Raw genomic sequence first — 18,030 nt, 5'->3', positions numbered from 1 at the left:
TTGGAAAGGACGTCAAGTGCCGCACGAGACTTGGGCCGCAGAGACACGCGGGGTGGTACACCTTCCGTCTGGGCGTCTGACTCCCGGTGCTCGATGGAATACCATCCGACCAGGCTGTCGACTACGTCCGCGACAACTACTCACTCAGAGCCGTCGAGACACCATGGCAGAAGCGATTCGTGGCCCGGTTCGGCTAACGCCGATCGGCTCAGGATCGGCTCTCGGCTCGAAGGGCAGGCTTGTCGAGCTTGCCGACAGCGTTCTTCGGCAGTGCTTCGCGGGTGATGATATCCACCGGAAGCTTGAACTTCGACAACGACTGTCGGCACACGTCGAACAGGTTGTCTACGGTGAGCGTGGACCCGGGTCGTAGGGCCACGTAGGCGACCGGGACTTCGCCGTAGACCGGATCTGGCCGCCCGATCACCGCGGCCTCGAGGACGTCCTCGTGGCGGTAGAGCGCTGTCTCGATTTCCTTCGGGTACAGGTTTTCTCCGCCTCGGATGATCATGTCCTTGATGCGGTCGACCAGCACAAGATAGCCGTCCTCGTCGAAGTATCCGACGTCCCCGGTGTGCAGCCACCCGTCGACCAGGGTCTTCGCGGTCTCTTCCGGCTTCCCCAGGTATCCGGCCATCACATTCGGCCCGCTGATGACGACTTCCCCCGTCTCGCCCTGCGGTAGAACGGCTCCGCCCTTGCCGACGATCCGCACCTGCTGGCCCGGCAGCGGAATCCCTACGCTGCCGGGTTTGCGGGGACCAGCGGGTGGGTTGAGGGTGGTGGCGCAAGTTCCCTCGGACAGGCCGTAGCCCTCCATCAGCGGAAACCCGTACCGGGTCTCGATACGTTCGATCAACTCGGCAGGCATCGGCGCGGCGCCACCGATGGCCAGGCGTATCGAAGACGTGTCCGGCCTGGCTTTCTTGTCCACAGCGTCGAGCATCGCATACACCGTGGGAACCCCGGAAAAATATGTAGGACGGTGCTTTTCGACCAGATCGAAGAAGGTGTCGACGGAGAACTTGACCGCGATGGTGGTGCTGGCGCCGACCGAAAGGGGAGTGAGCGTGCTCAGGATGATGGCATTGGCGTGGAACAGGGGCAGAACCAGCAGGCAATGATCCTCTGAGGTGATGTCGAGCGCCGCGACGACGCTTTCACACATCGCGGTCAGATTGGCGTGAGTGAGCATGACGCCCTTGGGTGAGCCGGTAGTGCCGCTGGTGTAGATCAGCAGGGCCAGCTCGTGCGGATCGGGGTCGTGCACGGAGTCCTCGGCCACAGCGCCGGTATCGATGCCGGTCGCCAGGTCACCGACACCGAGGTATCGTCCCTCGAAATCCGGTGCGGGCCGGTCGTCGCTCACCAGCACCGCGGCTCCGGCGTCGCGCAACTGGTGAGCGGTCTCGAAGTCCGTCAGATTGGGGTTGACGGGAGTGACAGCCGCGCCGAGCCGCCACGCGGCAAACAGGAGGACCACCAACTCCACCCTGTTCACCAGCTGAACCGCCACGACGGAGCCCGGTCCCACCCCTAGGCTTCTCAATTGCGCAGCTGCGGCGCGGACGCGATCGGCGAAGTCTCCGTTGGACAGAGTGATCCTCTCGTCGGCGATACACGCACCATCGCGATTGGTGCGTGCGCGATCGTCCGGCAGTGTTGGCCAACTCATGGTGGTGGTCCTCAATTCAGGCTGCGATGATGCGACTCGAGCGAAAAGCACTAGAACGAAAGATGTTCCACATCCTTTGTATGGGATTCGGCTGTATGGGATTCGGCTGTATGGGATTCGGCTTGGATGACCCGCGGGCGTGACGGCACGATCCCGGCCACGCCCGCGGGGAGTGTTGGCCTCGGATCAGGAGTGCACGGTGACAACGGGCTCGAGTACGAGGCCGAAGCTACGTAGGACGTTGAACAATTCACGGTGGCCGAAAGCCTGGCATGCAGATGCGAATCCTGCACGCCGCGGCGGCTGCCGCAGCAGCGAATAAGCGGTGTATGCCTGCAGCAACCCCGTCTGCTTGTAGTTGCAGTTTCCGTGGATGACTACGTGCGCCCGCGCCAAAGGACCCGAAGCGTGGACCGAGTCGATGGACTTGTTGATTCGCGGATTCTCCCGCGGAGGCATTCCCGCCTGTACCGATGACGCGATCTCGGACAATGCCGCGTCTTGCTCTTCGCGAGGCAGTGACTTGATCTTCTCGTCGATCATGGTGCGTGTGGCGATGGCGTTCTCCATCACGGACGGGTCGGTCACCCCACCGATCGCCCGGCAGTTGGCGACGCGCGGATCATCTTTGAACCACACCGGATGTGACATCCCACCCCAGGGCAGGGCGATGGCAGTGTCGTGCTGACCGGGCAAACTCACCTGGAAGCGCGCGTTGCGGTCCCATTCCACATACTGGTTCTGCGACAGGTAGTACCAGTCGGAGTTCAGCGTGTGAAAGATCGTCTGCGTCGAGGCATAGGTGGGGAAGCCGTTGAACATAGACACGATGTCCAGCGAGTCCAGTCCGGGGGCCTCGAGGCAGATGTTCGCGGCAATCTCGCTGGTGGTGTACATGTGCGCGATGCCGGGGGACAGCAGCAGGCCCTTCTCCTGGTACTGCGCGCCCCAGTTCTCCTGAGCGTGCATGACCCAGTTCTGCTCACCGGTGGTGTCGGTGTAGTGGCATCCGGCCGCGAGGGATGCCTCGACGGCTGTGGGTCCGTACTTGATGAACGGGCCGACCATGTTGCAGACAACACGGGCCCCGGTAAACAACTCCGTCAGCGCGGCTGGAGTGTGTTCGACCTCGACGATGTCGTGTTCGATGCTGTCGACGCCGGGTACCTGGAGAAGCGCTTCCTTTATCCGGTTGGCATCGCGCCCGGCAGCAACGAAGGGAATGTTGTACTCGCGCAGGTACTCGCATACGAGACGGCCCGTGTACCCGGAAGCGCCGTATACGACAACTGGTTTCGTAGTCATGGAAGATCCTTTTCGAAGAGAGCAGAGGTGTGGCCGGAAAGCGGCGAGTTCGCTACATGCCCATGCCACCGTCGACGGGTAGGCCTGCCCCGTTGACGAACGCAGCGGCATCGGAGGCAAGGAACACCACTGCACCGGTCATATCGTCTACCGCACCGAGCCGACCCGACGGCGTCTGCTCGACCACATTGCCCACTACGTGTTCAACGGACTCCCCCAATCCGATCTCGACCATGTCGCCCGCGAGCCGGTTACCCATCTCTGTCGGCACGAGACCGGGGTAGATGCAGTTCACGCGCACCCCGTAACCGAGCTGACCGGATTCGCGAGCCGCTACACGAGTGAGCCGATCGACCGCAGACTTCGACGCCGAATAACCGGCGAGTGCGGGATATGCGATGGTTGCGGCCACCGAGGACACGTTGATCACGACCCCGCCCGCACCTGCCGGTCCTCCAGGCGACATCGCCGCGAAGGCGTGTTTTATACCCAGGCCGGTGCCGACGACATTGATGTCGAACATCCGACGCCAGTCGTCGGGATCGAAGGCTGCCAGCAGGCCGGTGATCTCCGAACCCGCGTTGTTGACAAGGACATCAAGGCCGCCCAACAGGTCGATCGTCGTGGCGACCGCGTTCTTCCAGTCGTCTTCCACGGTTACGTCGTGATGTACGAATCCGGTGCGTCTGCCTACCTTCGCGAGCCGCGCGGCGGACTCCTTACCGCGGTCGTCCTGTACGTCACTGACGACAACGTCGGCACCCGCCTCGGCGAGGGCGAGGGCGAAGCCCTCTCCCAATCCTTGGGCACCCCCAGTGACCAGAGCTTTCTTTCCTGATAGGTCGAATCGAGTCACGTCGATGCCCTCCTTGGAGGATCGGGTGTGGCGGGGCGTTCTTGCCGCGCCACCATTGCGACGTAGATCACTCTATTCCGATCTGAACGACTGTCAAGAGAAATTAGGACACTTGTCATGACATTTGGCGACGACTGTCCAGCAAAGTTGAGACAACCGTCAAGATCGTCGGATAGGCTGTAGCTGTAACTGCGGCCGCTTCGGATTCCCACGTGCGGCCATGCTGGTCGTCGTGACCGATCGATACGAATCCAAAGGTTGATTTGATGAGGAAAACGCTGGGGGGATCGCCTGGTCGCGCTCGCAAGCGGCCGGTCGACAAGTTCGAGGATCGCCGCATGCAGCTTGCCGATGCCGCGCTCGAGGCCTTGGCGGAGCAAGGGTATGCGCGGACGGGTCTGCGCGACATCGCCGATAGGTCGAACTTCACGCACGGCGCGCTGCACTACTACTTTCACGACAAGGCGGAACTGATCACCTACTGCGTGAGGCGCTACAAGACCCGTTGCCTCTCGCGGTACGACGGACTCGTCCGCGACAGCGAGACCGCTCGAGAGTTGCGTGAGTCCTTCAGCAGCGCAGTCGTTTCGACGATGCTCGAGGAAGCCAGTATGCAGCGGCTGTGGTACGACATTCGAACCCAGGCAATGTTCGAGAGCGCCCTCGCCATGGATGTCGCCGAACTCGACCAGAGCATCGAGGACATGATCTTCAGAGTCGTGGTCCGATACAGCGAACTGAGCGAGCGCGAGCCGACGCTGAACTCCGCTCTCACGTATTCACTGTTCGACGGGCTCTTCATGCACGCGGTGATGAACCATCTTGCCGGCAAATCAAACGAGTCAGATGTCCGGCAGGGTATCGAATTCTTGCTGGACAAGGTGACACGTCCGATCTGATACGGGCGGGTGGGTGCGAAGCCGCCGCAACGGTCGGCAGTCGAAATCCGGCCATCAGACCACCCCATTGTGACGAAGCGCGGCGATGGCGTCGCTGCTGCAGCCGAGTTCCGCGAGCACCTCGTCGGTATCCGCTCCGTGCGCACGCCCGGTGTGTCGGATATTCCCGGGGCTCTCCGTCATTCGCCACATCACGTTCTGCATGCGAACCGGACCTAGGTCTTCGTCCTCGACGGTGGTCACCATCCCGATTGCGTTGACCTGCGGATCCTCGAGCAGTTCACTCGGCTTGTACACCGGGGCCACCGCGGCTCCAGCCTTCTCGAACGCGTCGACGACCTCCTCGCGCGTGCGCTCGCCGATCCACTCACCGACGTACTTGTCGAGGAGATCAGCGTGAGCAGCGCGCTGCCTTCCCGTCGCGAACCAAGGCTCGTCGATCACCTCGGGATGGCCAACCAACACCAGCACTCGCTCGGCAATCGAGTTCGCGCTCGTCGAGATCGCCAACCAGTGATCGTCTGCGGTCCTGTACAGATTTCGGGGTGAGTTGTTGCTCGAGCGGTTGCCCGTGCGCTCCTGATCGATACCCAACTGATCCGCATAGATGACGCCCGGTCCCACCGCCGTCATGATGGGGCTCAACAAGTCCAGGTCGATCACCTGACCCTTGCCCCCATTGTTGGTGCGGTGCAACAGGGCCATTGACACAGCCGAGGATCCAGCGATGCCCGCCAGCGAATCTGCCAGCCCGAAAGCAGGCAGCGTGGGTGAGCCGTCGGCGGGGCCGGTGAGCTCAGCGAAGCCGCTCATCGATTCGACAAGCGTGCCGAAGGCCGGGCGACGTGAGTACGGACCGGTTTGACCGAATCCAGTGACTCGCAACAAAATCAGACCAGGATTCGACTCCGACAGCGTCTCGTAGCCGAGACCCCACCGCTCGAGCGTGCCGGGTCTGAAGTTCTCGACCACGACATCGGCTTCGTTTGCGAGGCGCCGAAACAGCTCGGCGCCTTCCTTCTTGCCGAGGTCGAGTGTCATCGTGCGCTTGTTGCGGCTCACCATGGTCCACCAGAGCGGGTGACCGTCCTTGCCCAGCCCGTGCCCACGCATTCCATCAGGCTTGGAGGGGTGCTCGACTTTGATGACGTCCGCACCGAAGTCCCCGAGGATCTGCGCAACCAAGGGTCCCGCGAGGATCGTCGAGATGTCGAGCACCTTCACCCCGCACAGTGGGCCGGTCGCGGCCTGTTCGGCGGTCACTTGTACGGCCGGTGCAGGTAGCGGCCGGCGGGCTCACCGGTGACCACACCCTCGGTCAGCACCCGCCGGCCCCGAACGAAGGTGTCGGTGACTTTGGCCCCGAGCTCGAATCCCTCGAATGGCGTGTACTCCTGAGTTGATTCCGAATCCTCGCTCCGTACGGTCCAATTGCAGTTCGGGTCGACGAGTGCGATATCTGCATCCATGCCGACAGCAATGTCCCCCTTGCCAGGGAGGCCGTAGCGGCGGGCGGGGTTCAGCGACGTCAGCTGAGCGATGCGTCGCCAGCTCAGGCCACGCTTGCGTCCTTCGCTGACCAACCCGGGAAGCAGGTATTCCGCGCCGCCGAAACCAGATTTGGCGGCGAAGACGTCACCGCGATCTTCGGCGAATTTCTTCTCGTCCTTGCAGCAAGCATGGTCGCTGACAACCCAGTCGAGGTTGCCTGCAAGCAAGTGCTCCCACAGCGCTTCGACGTCGTCACGGGGCCGCAGCGGGGGATTCACCTTTCCACCGAGGCCGTGCGCGGTATCGATGTCGGCCAGCAGATGGCCGATGGTCACCTCACGACGGAAGTCGACGTGTGGAAAGGCCTTGGCCATTCGCATCGCAGCAGTCATCGCCTTTCGCGAAGACAGGTGCAGCAGATTGATATTCGGCAGCGCAGTCTCGTCCGCAAGGAAAGACGCGATGGTGATGGCGAGCCCCTCCGAATGCGGTGGGCGCGACGCACTGTACGCGGCGAGGCCCGTCAGCTTGCCTTCCTCCTCGACCATCTTGGTGTAGGCGCTCATGATCTCGGCGGTCTCGCAGTGCAGAGACAACGAGATGTGATCAGCCTTGTCGCTCAACTGCTCACGCGCAGCCTGAATACCGCGCATGACGAACTCGAAGTGCGCGAGGTCGTAGCGCTCTCCCTCGGGTGTCATGAGGAACTCGCTCTGATCGGTCGATCGCCCATGCAGCCCGTGGCTGCCGTAGAACATGAAGATCTTGAACGACGTCACGCCGTGATCAGTGATGAGTGATGGGATTTCGCCAATGTGCTCGCGAGACATCGGCGCGAGGTGGTACGCGTAGTCGACGTACGGGCGGCCGCGAGTCGCCGCGAGGACCTGGGGGAATACGTCTGCGTACGGGCCACCGGTGTTCATGTAGTACTGCCCGGTCCGCATGTACGACAGGGACGTGGTGACGCCGCCCTGCGCGCACGCCCGGGACTCGGTCTCGGCGTCCTCGCCTAGTGGGTTGTAGATGCCCCAGTGCTGGTGCGCGTCTACCACGCCCGGAAATGCCACCTTTCCGGAGGCATCGACGACGACATCGGCTTCAGCGGCGGTGATGTTCGGGTCGATGCGGCTGAACTTGCCGTCTTCGATCAGCAGATCGACGAACTCCCCCTCCTCGGGCGCATCGGCGCCGGGTCGGACCACTCTCGCATTGGTGATCAGCAACGACGGATTCGACATGGTGGTCCTTTCGATTTCAGATGCGAATGTCATAGGGAATCGGCGGCGGCGTCGGCAGCCAGATAGGCGAGACCTAGAGCCGAGAGAAGACCGTTACCTGCGAGATACCCGGCGGCCCCGTGACCGGAGATGCCCATCGCGGCACCGCCGGACGCAAACAGTCCGCCGATCGGCAAGCCGTTCGGCTTCAACACTCTCGCGCACTGATCGACGACGAGCCCACCTTGGGTGTGGAAGAGAGCGGGAACGATCTTGATGGCCACGTAAGGGGCCGTCAACGCATGTTCGAACGACTTGCGTCCGTGTGGATCTGCCGCGGGGCCGTGCGCATAGGATTCCAGGGCGGCCAACTCCCCCGCCAGTTCGGACTCGGGGAGCCCTGTGACTCTTGCCAGGTCTTCCGCAGTTTCCGCCCACACCGCGGCACCGGAGTCAACGGTCTGACGAAAATCGGTGAACGTCAAACACTTCTCGTAGATGTGCTGATCAAAGACGACCCAGCCCTCGGACTGCGGACGCGCTGCCAGGAGAGCCGCGTACTCCGAGTACCCGCAGGTCTCGTCGCCGAATCGTCGTCCCTCCAGATCAAGGATTACGCCGCCGTGCATCACGGTCGCCCAACCGACCAGGGTCGCCGCCTTCTTCGACAGTGCTGCATGCCCCTGGTAGGCATCGAGAAACGCGGAGTCGGCTCCGAGGCGCTGCCCAATGGTCAATGCGTCACCTGCCGAGTACTCGCTGCCGTGGTATCGGGCGGTAGCGATCTCGGGGACGTACTTCGACACCAGTTCGGAGTTGGCGCCGTAGCCGTTGGTGGCCAACAGGACCGCCGGTGCGGGAATCGACTCGACCTTGCCGTTCGGCATAGTCACACTCACACCGTTCACGGCACCATGACCGTCAATCGATACGTCGGTCAGTCTTGCCGGGATCAACGTGTCGATCTTCGGTTCGTCCGTGACGGATCGAAACAGATGATCCAGCAACGCGGCGCCGTGTCGGCCCTCCACCGTGTGACATCTCGACTGTGAGTGCCCGGGGTACGAGAAGTCGGTCACCAGGTCGAGACGCACCTTCAAGTGGTCCGCCAACCATTCCACCAACGGTGCACTGACATTCGCCAGAGCCATCGCAAGACGCCGGTCAGCTGCTCCGCCGGTCTTGCGCATGACGTCGTCGACGAACATCTGGGGTGAGTCTTCGACTCCCTTCTCCCGCTGCCATCTGGATCCGGCTCCGGGAATCATCGCGGTCGACATCGCGGTGTTGTTCCCCCGCTTGAAGTGCTCGCTTGCTTCGACGACCAACACGTCGAGTCCTCGCTCCGCGGCGCGCAGGGCTGCGACAAGACCGCCTCCTGCACCTACGACGACGAGATCGGGACCGTCCTCACTCATGCCGTGGCCTCGAAGGCGGCGAGGCTGGGTGCGTGGGTACTCACGATGTCGTAGACCTCCGACCCGAGAACGGGTCAGGCGTCGGATTCGATTTCGAACCAACGGAACCGCTTTGGTCAGCAACACGGGCGCCGGGTCGTCGACACGAATCGGCACGGGCGTCGAGTTGGGCGGGGTCGCCAAGAGGTGCATGTGGGTGGTTCTCCATGGAGTCAAAGGCCGGGGTCTGTTTCGATGCCCAGATAGGCGGCTTTTACTCGGTCATCGCTTCCGAGTTCGGAACCGGTGCCGGACAGTACGATCGAGCCACTCTCGATCACATAGGCGCGGTCGGAGATGGCGAGCGCCTGGGCGGCATTCTGCTCCACGATGAGGACGGTCACTCCGTTGTCCCGAATCCGTACGATCGCTTCGAGAACGTCGGCGGCCAGTTTCGGGGACAACCCCACCGATGGCTCGTCGAGCGTGAGCAAACGAGGGCGGGCCATCATCGCGCGACCGATGGCAAGCATCTGCTGCTGTCCTCCGGACATGGTGTCGGCGCGCTGCCCCCGACGCTCGGCAAGAATCGGAAACAGATCGAAGACTTGCTCGAGTGAGTCGCGCACGGAGCTCCGCTTCTGGGTATACGCCCCCATCTCGAGGTTCTCGGACACCGGAAGACTGCCGAACAACGCTCGGTCCTGAGCCACGTGGACCAGGCCGGCCTTGACGATACGGTCGGCACGCAGTCCACGAATGTCGGTTCCGTCCAGCATGATCCGACCACCGGTCGCACTCACCAGGCCGGACAGCGCACGAAGAGTCGTCGTCTTGCCCGCGCCATTGGCGCCGATGAGCGATACGATCTCACACTTGTCGATGGTCAAGTGGAGTCCGTGGAGAATCTCGAGACGCCGGTAGCCGGCGTGGAGGTTGTCGACTTCGAGCATCATGACGCCTCCTCGCCGAGGTAGGCCTCCACGACCCGACGGTCCTGGACCACGGTGCGCGGATCCCCGGCGGTGAGCACCGCACCTTCGTGCATGACGACCAAGCGTTCGGACAGCGCCATGATCGCGGCCATGATGTGTTCGACGAACAGGACCGTCAGTCCCGCTTCGGGCAGTGTGCGCAATAGTTCGATCATCGGTGCGCGTTCAGCCGGTACCAACCCGGCGAGTACCTCATCGAGCAGGATCACCCTCGGTTCCATCGCCAAGGCGCGGGCGAGCTCGAGTCGTTTCAGGCTCGCCGTCGACATCGTCGAGATCACGCCGTCGGCCTGATCGGAGAGCTGCACTCGGTCGAGTACCTCTAGCGCGTGACGTCGCGCATCCTTGCGCCTGTGATGCCTCGAGAGCGCGGCGATGGTGACGTTCTCGAGCACCGTCATCGACTCGAACGGTCGCATGAGTTGAAAGGTGCGGACCAGTCCGGCTTTCGCAATCTTGCTGGCGGGCCACCCCGTGATGTCGGTGCCGTCGAAGGTGACCCGACCCTCGGTAGGCGGCTGCTCACCCGACAACAAAGAGAAGAGCGTGGTCTTGCCCGCACCGTTCGGCCCGATGATGCCGAGGAACTCACGTTCGGGGACTTCGAGGGTGACATCACGTACCGCGTGTATCCCCGAGAACGACTTGCTCAGGCCCTCGATGCTCAGCAGGCTCATCGACGGAACCTCTCCCGGATACTGCCGAAGATTCCCTTTGGCAGAAAGATGACGATGGCAATCAGGATCACCGAGTAGACGATGACGTCGAGGCCACTGGCCCCTTGCAGGAATTCGAGGAAGGGTGGGGGGCTGCGCAGCAGGTCGTTGATCAGTTCGGACAGCGGACCGATGACGGCCGCACCGATGACCGGACCCCAGATGGTGCCGATGCCTCCGATAACGGCGGGAACTATGGCCTCGACCGAGACCGCTGCGCCGAACGCCTGCTCCGGTCCCACATAGAAGTAGTACTGCGTGTAGTACACACCGGCTACGGCGGTGAGCGCACAACTTGCCGCCACTGCGATGAGTCGGTACTTCAACGCGTTGATGCCGAGGGACGCCGCGGCTGTCTCGTCGTCACGCACCGCCCGAACGAACTGGCCGGCGCGTGAACGCACATAGAAGATGGTGCCGAGCACGGCGAGCGCAAGGATGGTCAGCGGTATCCAGATGTAGATAGGGCTTCCCAGCTTGAACTGCAACATCGCCCACGAGTCATGCGACAGAATGGGAACATTGAAACCCTCGGTCTTGTTGAAGACTTCCAGGTTCTGCACCAGAAGCAAGAACAATTGCGCGAAGGCGAAAGTAGCCAACGCGAAGTACGCCCCGGCGAGCCTGTACCGCAGGCACGCATAGGCGATCAGGGTTCCGACAACGGCGGCGATGACTGCCCCAACCACCATCGAGATCCAGGGTGAAATACCATGATCCGCCAGCAGATACGCGCATGTGTAGGCTCCGATGCCGAAGAACGCTGCGTGGCCGAAGCTGAACATGCCGCCGATCCCGCTCATGATGTTCCAGCCGACCGCCATGATCGCGAAGATCAGCGTTCGAACAACCACGGTCTGTGCTTGATCACCGAGAAACAGCGGAAGAACAGCAACGGCCGCGAAACCGACTACGAGAGCAACTAGTTGGCGTCGCAGCCATGTATCTCTCAGCCGATCTTCCTGCACCACCGGAGCCGGTGCCTCTACCGTGGAGATCATCTGCGGACTCCGTACAAACCTTCGGGTCTGAGGAACAAGACAAGGATGAAGACTGCGAAAACCAATATGAGAGAACCTGTTCCGGGAAGATAAATGGCACCGACGGTTTGTACGAGGCCGATCACCAGACCACCTACCACGGCACCGATCACACTTCCGAGCCCTCCGAGCACCACAATCACGAACGCCAGGATGGTGAACTGCTCTCCCACTGAGGGCGTGAGACTGGTGAACGGCGTCATCAAACCACCCGCGACGGCAACACAGGCTGCCCCGATACCGAAGGTGAAGGCGTACACCCTGCCGACGTCGACGCCGACAAGTTTGGCACCTTCGGAGTTCGAGGCCACAGCCCGGATCGACAGCCCGAGAGGTGTGCGTTCGAGTACTAACTTCAGTGCCACCGCGACGATTGCCGCTCCGATGAACGCCAGCACGCGCGGCCACGACGCGACGGAACCGAAGATGGACACCGTTCCCTCGACGGGCACCTCGACCGACAAGGGTCGGCCGCCGAAGATCATCAAGAGCACGTTGACGATCAGTAGGGACAGTCCGAGCGTGACCAGCAGTGGGCCCTCGTGACTACCACTGATCGTGAGCTTGGTGAGCAGCGTCGACTGCACGATCATGCCGAACACGAACATCAAGGGGACGGCAACGATGGTCGCCGCGTACACGGGCAGCCCTGTCGTCGAGAGCGCGTACACGATGTACATGGCCATGGTCAGCATGGCGCCCTGCGCGAAGTTCACGATCCCTAGAACACCGAAGATCAAGGTCAACCCCACCGAGATCAGCGCGTAGACACCGCCGAGCAAGAGCCCGGATACCACAGCCTGCGTGATGAGCGCCTGATCTTGGTCTCCGAAGAAGTAGATGACCGTTAGCATCAGGACACATGTCAGGCCGACCGCCAGTCCAGGACTGACCCTCGGCGCGGTCCGCCCACTCTCCGAAGACGCGGTGGCCGCTGATGCGACGCTCACAGCCCCGTTTCCAATCCTGTTCCAACGGGGAACTCGATCGCGTCGGTGGCGAACTGCTCTGGGAATACCTGCTCGATCGCGCCGTCTCGCACCTGCATCACGATTGCCAGAGCGTTCTTGTTCTGACCGGTCTCGTCGAACTCGATCGGCCCGCCATTTGCTACCAGAGGGTCCTCGATGGACAGCGCGGCGATCGCATCACGCAATGCCTCAGTGTTCGTATCGGTGCCCTCTTCGAGTCCGGCCGCGATCACCTCGACCGCTTGATAGGACAGTACGGCCGCGGTCTCCATCGGCCGGCCGAACTGCTCCTGAAAGCGTGCGCGAATGTCGTTGACACGCTCACTCGTTCCGTCGAAGTGGAAGTTGGCGTTGAGTACACCGTCACCGGCAGTGCCAGCATCGCCAGGGAAGGAACTGTCGTCGAACCCGCCGTTGGCTACGCCGTAGACGCCCTTGACATTCAAGTTCAACTGCTCGATCGCGCGGGCGACGAGAAGACTGTCCGGGTAGTAACCGGTGGCGGCGATCACGTCCGGGTTGGATACCGCAGCCTCACGCACCACCGTGGTGGCATCGGAAAAGTTCGTTGCAGGATAGGTGATCCCCTGGACCGAAGAGATTCCCTCGTTTCTAGCTTCCTTCTCGAACGCATGGAACGCGCTTTCGCCGTATGCGCCCTCGATATGTATGTACGAAACCCTGTTGACAGCCTGACCGGTCTGCTCCGCTATTGCAGCCAGTGCCCTTGCCCCGTCCGCTCCGGCCATGGACGCATCCGGTTGGATTCGGAATGAATACCGGTAACCCTGATCGAGAATCTGATCGTCGATCGCGACATCGATCACAAGAGGCACCCGCGCCCGCTCCGCGACCGATGTGACGCCCTGGGTCACGTCGCTCTGGTACGCGCCGATCAGTGCCACTGCCCCGCTGGAGATGAGGCGCTGCGCCTCACTCCGCCCGACATCGGCTTTGCCTTGACTGTCACCCGAGACGAGTTCGAGTGGACGGCCCCCCAACGAAGCGATGCCACCGGCGGCGTTGATATCCGCCACCGCCATCGCGGCACCATCGTTCATCAAACCTCCGACACCTGCGAGAGCGCCTGTCTCGGGATGTACCGCACCGATCTTGATCGGACCCGAGTCATCGGATCCCGTCGAAGATCCGCACGCTGCTGCGCCCATCACCGCGACGGCTGTCAGCGCCCCTACGAGCTTCTTCATGGTCTGAGCTTCATGGTCGATCTGCTTTCCGCGCCCTGCGGCCAGACACCGAGTTGTACTCGGATCAACTTCCCAAGCGTTCCGCTCAGCGCGCTATAGAAACGATGATTCCTCCCCCCGCGGACGAGTATGGCACGTGTCACGTGCTTGCACCAGGGTGTTTCGCGATTGTCCGGTTTCAAGGTATGGTTCGCTGAGCGGAACATAAACTCACTGGAAGGGTCATTGCATGGCTGCCACTCCCAGAACCAGGGTCGCTGCAGAAACGCCGAGCGGCACCGAGTCGGCGGATCGCGTTGCCGATGTGCTCATCTCGTTCGCCCAATCCGACCGCGCGCTGGGCGTCTCCGAGATCGCACGCAACCTGCAACTGAGTAAATCGGTAGTGCACCGGATTCTCCAGTCTTTGGCGTCGCGTTCTATCGTGCAGCCGGTGGCAGGGGAATCGACCTACTCCTTGGGCCCGGCGGCTATCGGGTTCGGCCCCAAGGCATGGAGTCAGCTCGATATTCGCTCCCTCGCCGCGCCCGTCCTGCAGTCGCTGCGCGACCAGACCCGCGAGACGGCGACGCTCTCGCTGCTCGTGGGCAACCGGCGTGTCTACCTCGATCAGTATGAGAGCCCGCAAGAGGTGAAGATGGTGGTCGAGATCGGACCGCAGTATCCGCTGCATTCGGGCGCATCGAGCCTCGCCATCCTCGCGTTCCTGCCGCACCATATCGCCGGCGAGGCACTCGAGGAGCTGCGTGAAGCCTCACCTGATGTAGATCTGGACGCAGGCGCGTTCTTCGCGCGTTTGGGCGAGATCCGCGAACACGGACATGCGACGTCGCTCAACGAGCGGAACACGGGCGCAGCCTCCATCGCGGCTCCATTCTTCGACTCCGCCAATCGCGTTCTCGGATCGGTCAGTTCATCCGGCCCGGCCTTCCGCTACTCCTCGACCGCAGACGACGATCACGCAGTCCACGCCCGTCAAGTCGTTTCAGCAGCGCGTTCGATTACCCGAATTCTGGAAGACTTTGCGGTACAATGATATTCACTTCACCACGCTCATATCTCTACGTCCCCGCAGTCAAACCCGAACTGTTCACCAAAGCGGCATCCGGTGATGCCGACGCCATCATCATCGACCTCGAGGATTCGGTGCCGCTGCCCGAGAAGGCTGCGGCTCGCGCCGATGTTCGCGCATGGCTCGAGACGCGCACCACCGGCGACACCGAGATCTGGGTTCGGGCCACCCCGGAGTTCTTGGCCGAGGATGTCGAGGCAGTCGCACGACCCGGCGTCGACGGGATCATGGTTGCCAAGTGTTCGATCGACGCACTGGCTAGGGCTGACGAGTTGCTCACGCAGTGGGAGCAGGCGCGTGCTCTAGGTCCGATCGCTCTCATCGGCCTCATCGAATCCTCCCAGGCGCTGCGGTCTCTCCCGGAGATGGCCTCCTGCAATCGGGTTCGTACGTTCGGAATCGGCGAGGTGGATTTGCTCGCCGACCTGCGGATCCGGAACACTCCCGAGACCGCTACCGTGATCGACTCACTGCGCACCGAGGTCGTCGTTGCGTGTGCCGCCGCCGGCATCGCCGCACCCATCGCGCCGACGTCGACCGACTTCCGCAACCTCGACGCGTTCACCGCTAGTACCGCTCGTTTGGTGGACATGGGTTTCCGCGGTCGAACGGCGTTGCACCCCAGTCAGGTACCCATCATCAATGCGGCGCTCACGCCCTCGGACGACGACGTGATTCGAGCACGCCGTCTGCTCGAGTTGTACAACCTGGCGCAGGGCGGGCCGACGGTCGACGATCGCGGCCACTTCGTCGACGAAGCCGTGGTACGCGGGGCGAGGGAGATCCTCGCCCGCGCCTGATCACCGAGCGCTTTGCAGTCCGGCCGCGGTCAAAGGCTCGAGAAGGGCTCCGATTCCCGTCAGATCGGGTAGCGCATGGCAACGGGCGGCAAGCTCGGCAATGTCCCGATCCGAAAGGAACGGTCCCGCATTAGCGGTGAATTTTGCCGACACCTCCTCGAAGGACAGTGGGCGCTGTGGACCTCCACGCGTGGTCAGCACCTCTTCGACCAAGGTTGTTCCGTCAGTCAATGTCGCCGTCAGGACCGCGGGGAACTGCTGCGGGAAGATCTCGTCGCATCGCGAGTCCGGCACCACGTCGACCTTGGCCATCAGCGCTCTACGCTCAGCGGATGTGGCCAGATCGTCCGAATAGTCTTCGAGCGCCGCACCGAGTCCGCCGCCGCCCAGTATTCCGACCGCCACCGCATACGGCCCACTGAACTGGGCCATGTATCCAGTGGCGGGGGTTCGCTTGACCTCGATGGGCTCGCCGATCGTGCGGAGGTTCGCGGCCGGCACGCCGAGCACCAGCCGGTCGATGTCATCGGGTGACACCCCACGACGACGCAGCGCAGCTCCGGCATCGATCGCGGCGTGAGTGAAGTGATTGGCCGGATACGGCTTGAAGAAGATGCCCGGAACCGCCCAGTCGGTCCCGAGGCCGTCGACGATCTCGTCTCCGCGAACAGCCCCGTGCAGCCATGCCCGAAAGAAGCCGAACCTACCCTCGAGCACGGTAGGTGGCCCCGTGATGCCGTGCCGAGCAAGACCCTCTGCAGCCAGCGCCGAGTGCGCCGCCCATCCACAGTGCATCCGCTTGACGGTTCCCCCGGTTCGATTGGCCTCGATGATGCCCGCAGCCATCGATGCTGCTACACCCAATGTGTCGACGATCCGCTCTTCGGACGCACCGCCGATCACCGCGGCAGCGACCGCACCTCCCATCGCACCGCAGATCGACGTCGCGTGCTGTCCGTGCTCGAAGAACACCGAATTCTTGGCCGCCGGATCGAAGCCGGCCATTCCCAGACGCACGCACACCTCCAACCCGATCGCGATACCGCGCACCAGGGTTCGACCATCCGCCCGGTGCAACTGAGCGGCCGCCAGCGCCGCCGGGACCACGCTCGCGCTGGGATGCAGGATCGACGGGAGGTGCGTGTCGTCGAAATCGAGCGAATGGGCCAGGACACCGTTGACGAACGCGGCCATCGGGGCAGGGAGAGCCACATCGAGCCCGATTGCGGATGCTGTTGGCGAACCGCACTGCTCACGCGCCCACGCTGCGGCTGCCCGACTGGTCTCGAGATCCGTCGCAGCAATGGCGATGCCCAGGGTGTCCAGCACGCGCATTCCGACGCTGTCGACGACCGCCTCGGGAAGATCTTCGAAGCGCGTCGCAGACGCGAATCGGGCCAGATGCTGGGCAAGTGTTCGATCCGTCATGCCGACGTCACCGCCAACGGGCGCACCGGGGATCCCGTCGCACCGAAGAAGTTCATCGGCACCAGTACGAACGTGAATACGTACTGCTCGTTTGCAGACAGTTCTTCGAGGTCGAGCGTCTCGATGATGTAGATGCCACTCTCCACGAGCAGGATTCGATGTGCGGGTAACAACGCGTGACCGCCACCCGGCGCAAGGCGCTCGAATGCAATGGTGTCCGCCCCAACCGCGTGCAGATTCTTCTCGGCAAGCCAGCGCGCGCCGGCCTCACCGACCCCAGGAACGCCCGACTTGCCCCCGACGTACGGCTGACCTTCGTCGAACAACTGCGCCCAACCGCTGCGAATCAGGACGACGTCGCCCTGTTCCACGTCGGTTCCCTGCTCTTTGCATGCTGCTTCGAGGTCGTCGACCGTGATCTCGTATCCCCCTTCGCAGCGGTCGATTCCGAGAACGCGAGGAATGTCCAGCAGCACTCCTCTGCGCATCATGGGCGCGATCGTGTGGACGCCGAGTTCGATGTACTTCCCGCCGATCCCGGCTTCGGCAGCGTCGACTCCACCGTGCATCTTGCCGTCCTGCGACACGTGCGCGAGAGCATCGATGTGAGTCCCCACGTGGGTACCCATCGTGATCAGGTCGTTGGCGGCACTGCCACCGTCGGCCCTCGTCATGTCTCCATGACGCCGCGGCAGGGTGTGCCAGAACGATGGATGATTCGGCGACTGCGGCATCCCGACGCGCAGTTGCCGACCCAGGTCGGTGATCGTGACCCCGGCCGCAACGGCCTCGAGGAGTTGATCGGGCATCAGTCGTCTCCTTCGTTGCGGCTCCACATGGCTCCGCCGATGGCTGGTGTGCATATCTGCGATGGAAAGCGCGTTGCAGAGTGTTTCGTTGAGCGAAACGCTGCTTCGCTTCTTGATTGCAGCATGCACAGCATCTCATGACACGCTC

16 protein-coding genes and 1 pseudogene are annotated in these 18,030 nt (G+C 62.7%); 4 read left to right on the top strand and 13 right to left on the bottom strand.

What is annotated here, in order from left to right:
- Nucleotides 1-80: 80 nt before the first annotated feature.
- A pseudogene (locus BFN03_RS20870) lies at nucleotides 81-197 on the top strand (protein phosphatase); the annotation flags it as partial.
- 11 nt (nucleotides 198-208) lie between these two features.
- Here BFN03_RS20870 and BFN03_RS18335 read toward each other — a convergent pair.
- From BFN03_RS18335 to BFN03_RS18325, 3 genes are all read right to left on the bottom strand, one after another.
- Nucleotides 209-1,675, bottom strand: a complete 1,467-nt coding sequence (locus tag BFN03_RS18335) for a class I adenylate-forming enzyme family protein (RefSeq protein ID WP_070380207.1) — start codon at nucleotides 1,673-1,675, stop codon at nucleotides 209-211.
- 186 nt (nucleotides 1,676-1,861) lie between these two features.
- Entirely contained in the window at nucleotides 1,862-2,980 is a 1,119-nt protein-coding gene (locus tag BFN03_RS18330; RefSeq protein WP_070380206.1) for a DUF5938 domain-containing protein, read from the bottom strand.
- A gap of 52 nt (nucleotides 2,981-3,032) precedes the next feature.
- Entirely contained in the window at nucleotides 3,033-3,836 is an 804-nt protein-coding gene (locus BFN03_RS18325) for an SDR family NAD(P)-dependent oxidoreductase (RefSeq protein WP_070380205.1), read from the bottom strand.
- Between the two features lie 266 nt (nucleotides 3,837-4,102).
- Here BFN03_RS18325 and BFN03_RS18320 point away from each other — a divergent pair, with 266 nt between their 5' ends.
- Nucleotides 4,103-4,735, top strand: coding sequence for a TetR/AcrR family transcriptional regulator (locus BFN03_RS18320; protein WP_070380204.1), 633 nt, complete (start codon nucleotides 4,103-4,105; stop codon nucleotides 4,733-4,735).
- Between the two features lie 54 nt (nucleotides 4,736-4,789).
- On the opposite strand, the gene BFN03_RS18315 is transcribed toward BFN03_RS18320, so the two are convergent.
- The 8 genes from BFN03_RS18315 to BFN03_RS18280 form a co-directional block, all read right to left on the bottom strand.
- The gene (locus BFN03_RS18315; protein ID WP_070380203.1) at nucleotides 4,790-5,998 is read right to left on the bottom strand and encodes a CaiB/BaiF CoA transferase family protein; all 1,209 of its coding nucleotides are present in this window, start codon (nucleotides 5,996-5,998) and stop codon (nucleotides 4,790-4,792) included.
- Complete coding sequence (locus BFN03_RS18310) at nucleotides 5,995-7,467, bottom strand: dihydroorotase (protein ID WP_070381067.1); 1,473 nt, start codon at nucleotides 7,465-7,467, stop codon at nucleotides 5,995-5,997. Before BFN03_RS18310 ends, BFN03_RS18315 begins: the two co-directional genes overlap by 4 nt.
- A 29-nt stretch (nucleotides 7,468-7,496) precedes the next feature.
- Entirely contained in the window at nucleotides 7,497-8,864 is a 1,368-nt protein-coding gene (locus BFN03_RS18305; protein ID WP_070381066.1) for an FAD-dependent oxidoreductase, read from the bottom strand.
- A gap of 212 nt (nucleotides 8,865-9,076) precedes the next feature.
- A complete protein-coding gene (locus tag BFN03_RS18300) occupies nucleotides 9,077-9,799 on the bottom strand; it encodes an ABC transporter ATP-binding protein (RefSeq protein WP_198163294.1) in 723 nt (240 codons plus the stop codon).
- Nucleotides 9,796-10,515: an ABC transporter ATP-binding protein gene (locus BFN03_RS18295; RefSeq protein ID WP_070380202.1), complete on the bottom strand. Its 720-nt coding sequence runs from the start codon at nucleotides 10,513-10,515 to the stop codon at nucleotides 9,796-9,798. The genes BFN03_RS18300 and BFN03_RS18295 overlap by 4 nt, the downstream gene beginning before the upstream one ends.
- Nucleotides 10,512-11,555, bottom strand: coding sequence for a branched-chain amino acid ABC transporter permease (locus BFN03_RS18290; RefSeq protein WP_070380201.1), 1,044 nt, complete (start codon nucleotides 11,553-11,555; stop codon nucleotides 10,512-10,514). Before BFN03_RS18290 ends, BFN03_RS18295 begins: the two co-directional genes overlap by 4 nt.
- Nucleotides 11,552-12,544, bottom strand: coding sequence for a branched-chain amino acid ABC transporter permease (locus tag BFN03_RS18285; RefSeq protein ID WP_084385685.1), 993 nt, complete (start codon nucleotides 12,542-12,544; stop codon nucleotides 11,552-11,554). The genes BFN03_RS18290 and BFN03_RS18285 overlap by 4 nt, the downstream gene beginning before the upstream one ends.
- Nucleotides 12,541-13,773 carry an ABC transporter substrate-binding protein gene (locus BFN03_RS18280; protein WP_070380200.1) on the bottom strand — a complete coding sequence of 411 codons (1,233 nt, stop codon included), beginning with the start codon at nucleotides 13,771-13,773 and terminating at the stop codon, nucleotides 12,541-12,543. Before BFN03_RS18280 ends, BFN03_RS18285 begins: the two co-directional genes overlap by 4 nt.
- Before the next feature lie 229 nt (nucleotides 13,774-14,002).
- Here BFN03_RS18280 and BFN03_RS18275 point away from each other — a divergent pair, with 229 nt between their 5' ends.
- Together BFN03_RS18275 and BFN03_RS18270 are read left to right on the top strand one after the other, a co-directional pair.
- Complete coding sequence (locus BFN03_RS18275) at nucleotides 14,003-14,809, top strand: IclR family transcriptional regulator (RefSeq protein WP_070380199.1); 807 nt, start codon at nucleotides 14,003-14,005, stop codon at nucleotides 14,807-14,809.
- Nucleotides 14,806-15,645, top strand: coding sequence for an HpcH/HpaI aldolase/citrate lyase family protein (locus BFN03_RS18270; RefSeq protein ID WP_070380198.1), 840 nt, complete (start codon nucleotides 14,806-14,808; stop codon nucleotides 15,643-15,645). Before BFN03_RS18275 ends, BFN03_RS18270 begins: the two co-directional genes overlap by 4 nt.
- Here the strand turns inward: BFN03_RS18270 and BFN03_RS18265 are convergent, their stop codons facing one another.
- Nucleotides 15,646-17,073, bottom strand: a complete 1,428-nt coding sequence (locus BFN03_RS18265; protein ID WP_070380197.1) for an MmgE/PrpD family protein — start codon at nucleotides 17,071-17,073, stop codon at nucleotides 15,646-15,648. It lies immediately after the preceding gene.
- Nucleotides 17,070-17,882 (bottom strand): cyclase family protein, encoded by an 813-nt coding sequence (locus BFN03_RS18260; RefSeq protein WP_070380196.1) that lies wholly within the window; start codon nucleotides 17,880-17,882, stop codon nucleotides 17,070-17,072. Before BFN03_RS18260 ends, BFN03_RS18265 begins: the two co-directional genes overlap by 4 nt.
- Nucleotides 17,883-18,030 lie beyond the last annotated feature (148 nt).

Source organism: Rhodococcus sp. WMMA185 (genome assembly GCF_001767395.1).
GTDB lineage: Bacteria > Actinomycetota > Actinomycetes > Mycobacteriales > Mycobacteriaceae > Rhodococcus_F.
The sequence above is the reverse complement of the archived record's forward strand: the minus strand, read 5'-3'. Positions and strand labels throughout refer to the sequence as shown.

Coding starts and splice junctions, on each gene's coding strand:
- BFN03_RS18260 (WP_070380196.1), bottom strand. CDS start 17,882: ATGCCCGATCAACTCCTCGAGGCCGTTGCGGCCGGGGTCACGATCACC.
- BFN03_RS18310 (WP_070381067.1), bottom strand. CDS start 7,467: ATGTCGAATCCGTCGTTGCTGATCACCAATGCGAGAGTGGTCCGACCC.
- BFN03_RS18265 (WP_070380197.1), bottom strand. CDS start 17,073: ATGACGGATCGAACACTTGCCCAGCATCTGGCCCGATTCGCGTCTGCG.
- BFN03_RS18295 (WP_070380202.1), bottom strand. CDS start 10,515: ATGAGCCTGCTGAGCATCGAGGGCCTGAGCAAGTCGTTCTCGGGGATA.
- BFN03_RS18335 (WP_070380207.1), bottom strand. CDS start 1,675: ATGAGTTGGCCAACACTGCCGGACGATCGCGCACGCACCAATCGCGAT.
- BFN03_RS18305 (WP_070381066.1), bottom strand. CDS start 8,864: ATGAGTGAGGACGGTCCCGATCTCGTCGTCGTAGGTGCAGGAGGCGGT.
- BFN03_RS18270 (WP_070380198.1), top strand. CDS start 14,806: ATGATATTCACTTCACCACGCTCATATCTCTACGTCCCCGCAGTCAAA.
- BFN03_RS18290 (WP_070380201.1), bottom strand. CDS start 11,555: ATGATCTCCACGGTAGAGGCACCGGCTCCGGTGGTGCAGGAAGATCGG.
- BFN03_RS18275 (WP_070380199.1), top strand. CDS start 14,003: ATGGCTGCCACTCCCAGAACCAGGGTCGCTGCAGAAACGCCGAGCGGC.
- BFN03_RS18300 (WP_198163294.1), bottom strand. CDS start 9,799: ATGATGCTCGAAGTCGACAACCTCCACGCCGGCTACCGGCGTCTCGAG.
- BFN03_RS18320 (WP_070380204.1), top strand. CDS start 4,103: ATGAGGAAAACGCTGGGGGGATCGCCTGGTCGCGCTCGCAAGCGGCCG.
- BFN03_RS18280 (WP_070380200.1), bottom strand. CDS start 13,773: ATGAAGAAGCTCGTAGGGGCGCTGACAGCCGTCGCGGTGATGGGCGCA.
- BFN03_RS18330 (WP_070380206.1), bottom strand. CDS start 2,980: ATGACTACGAAACCAGTTGTCGTATACGGCGCTTCCGGGTACACGGGC.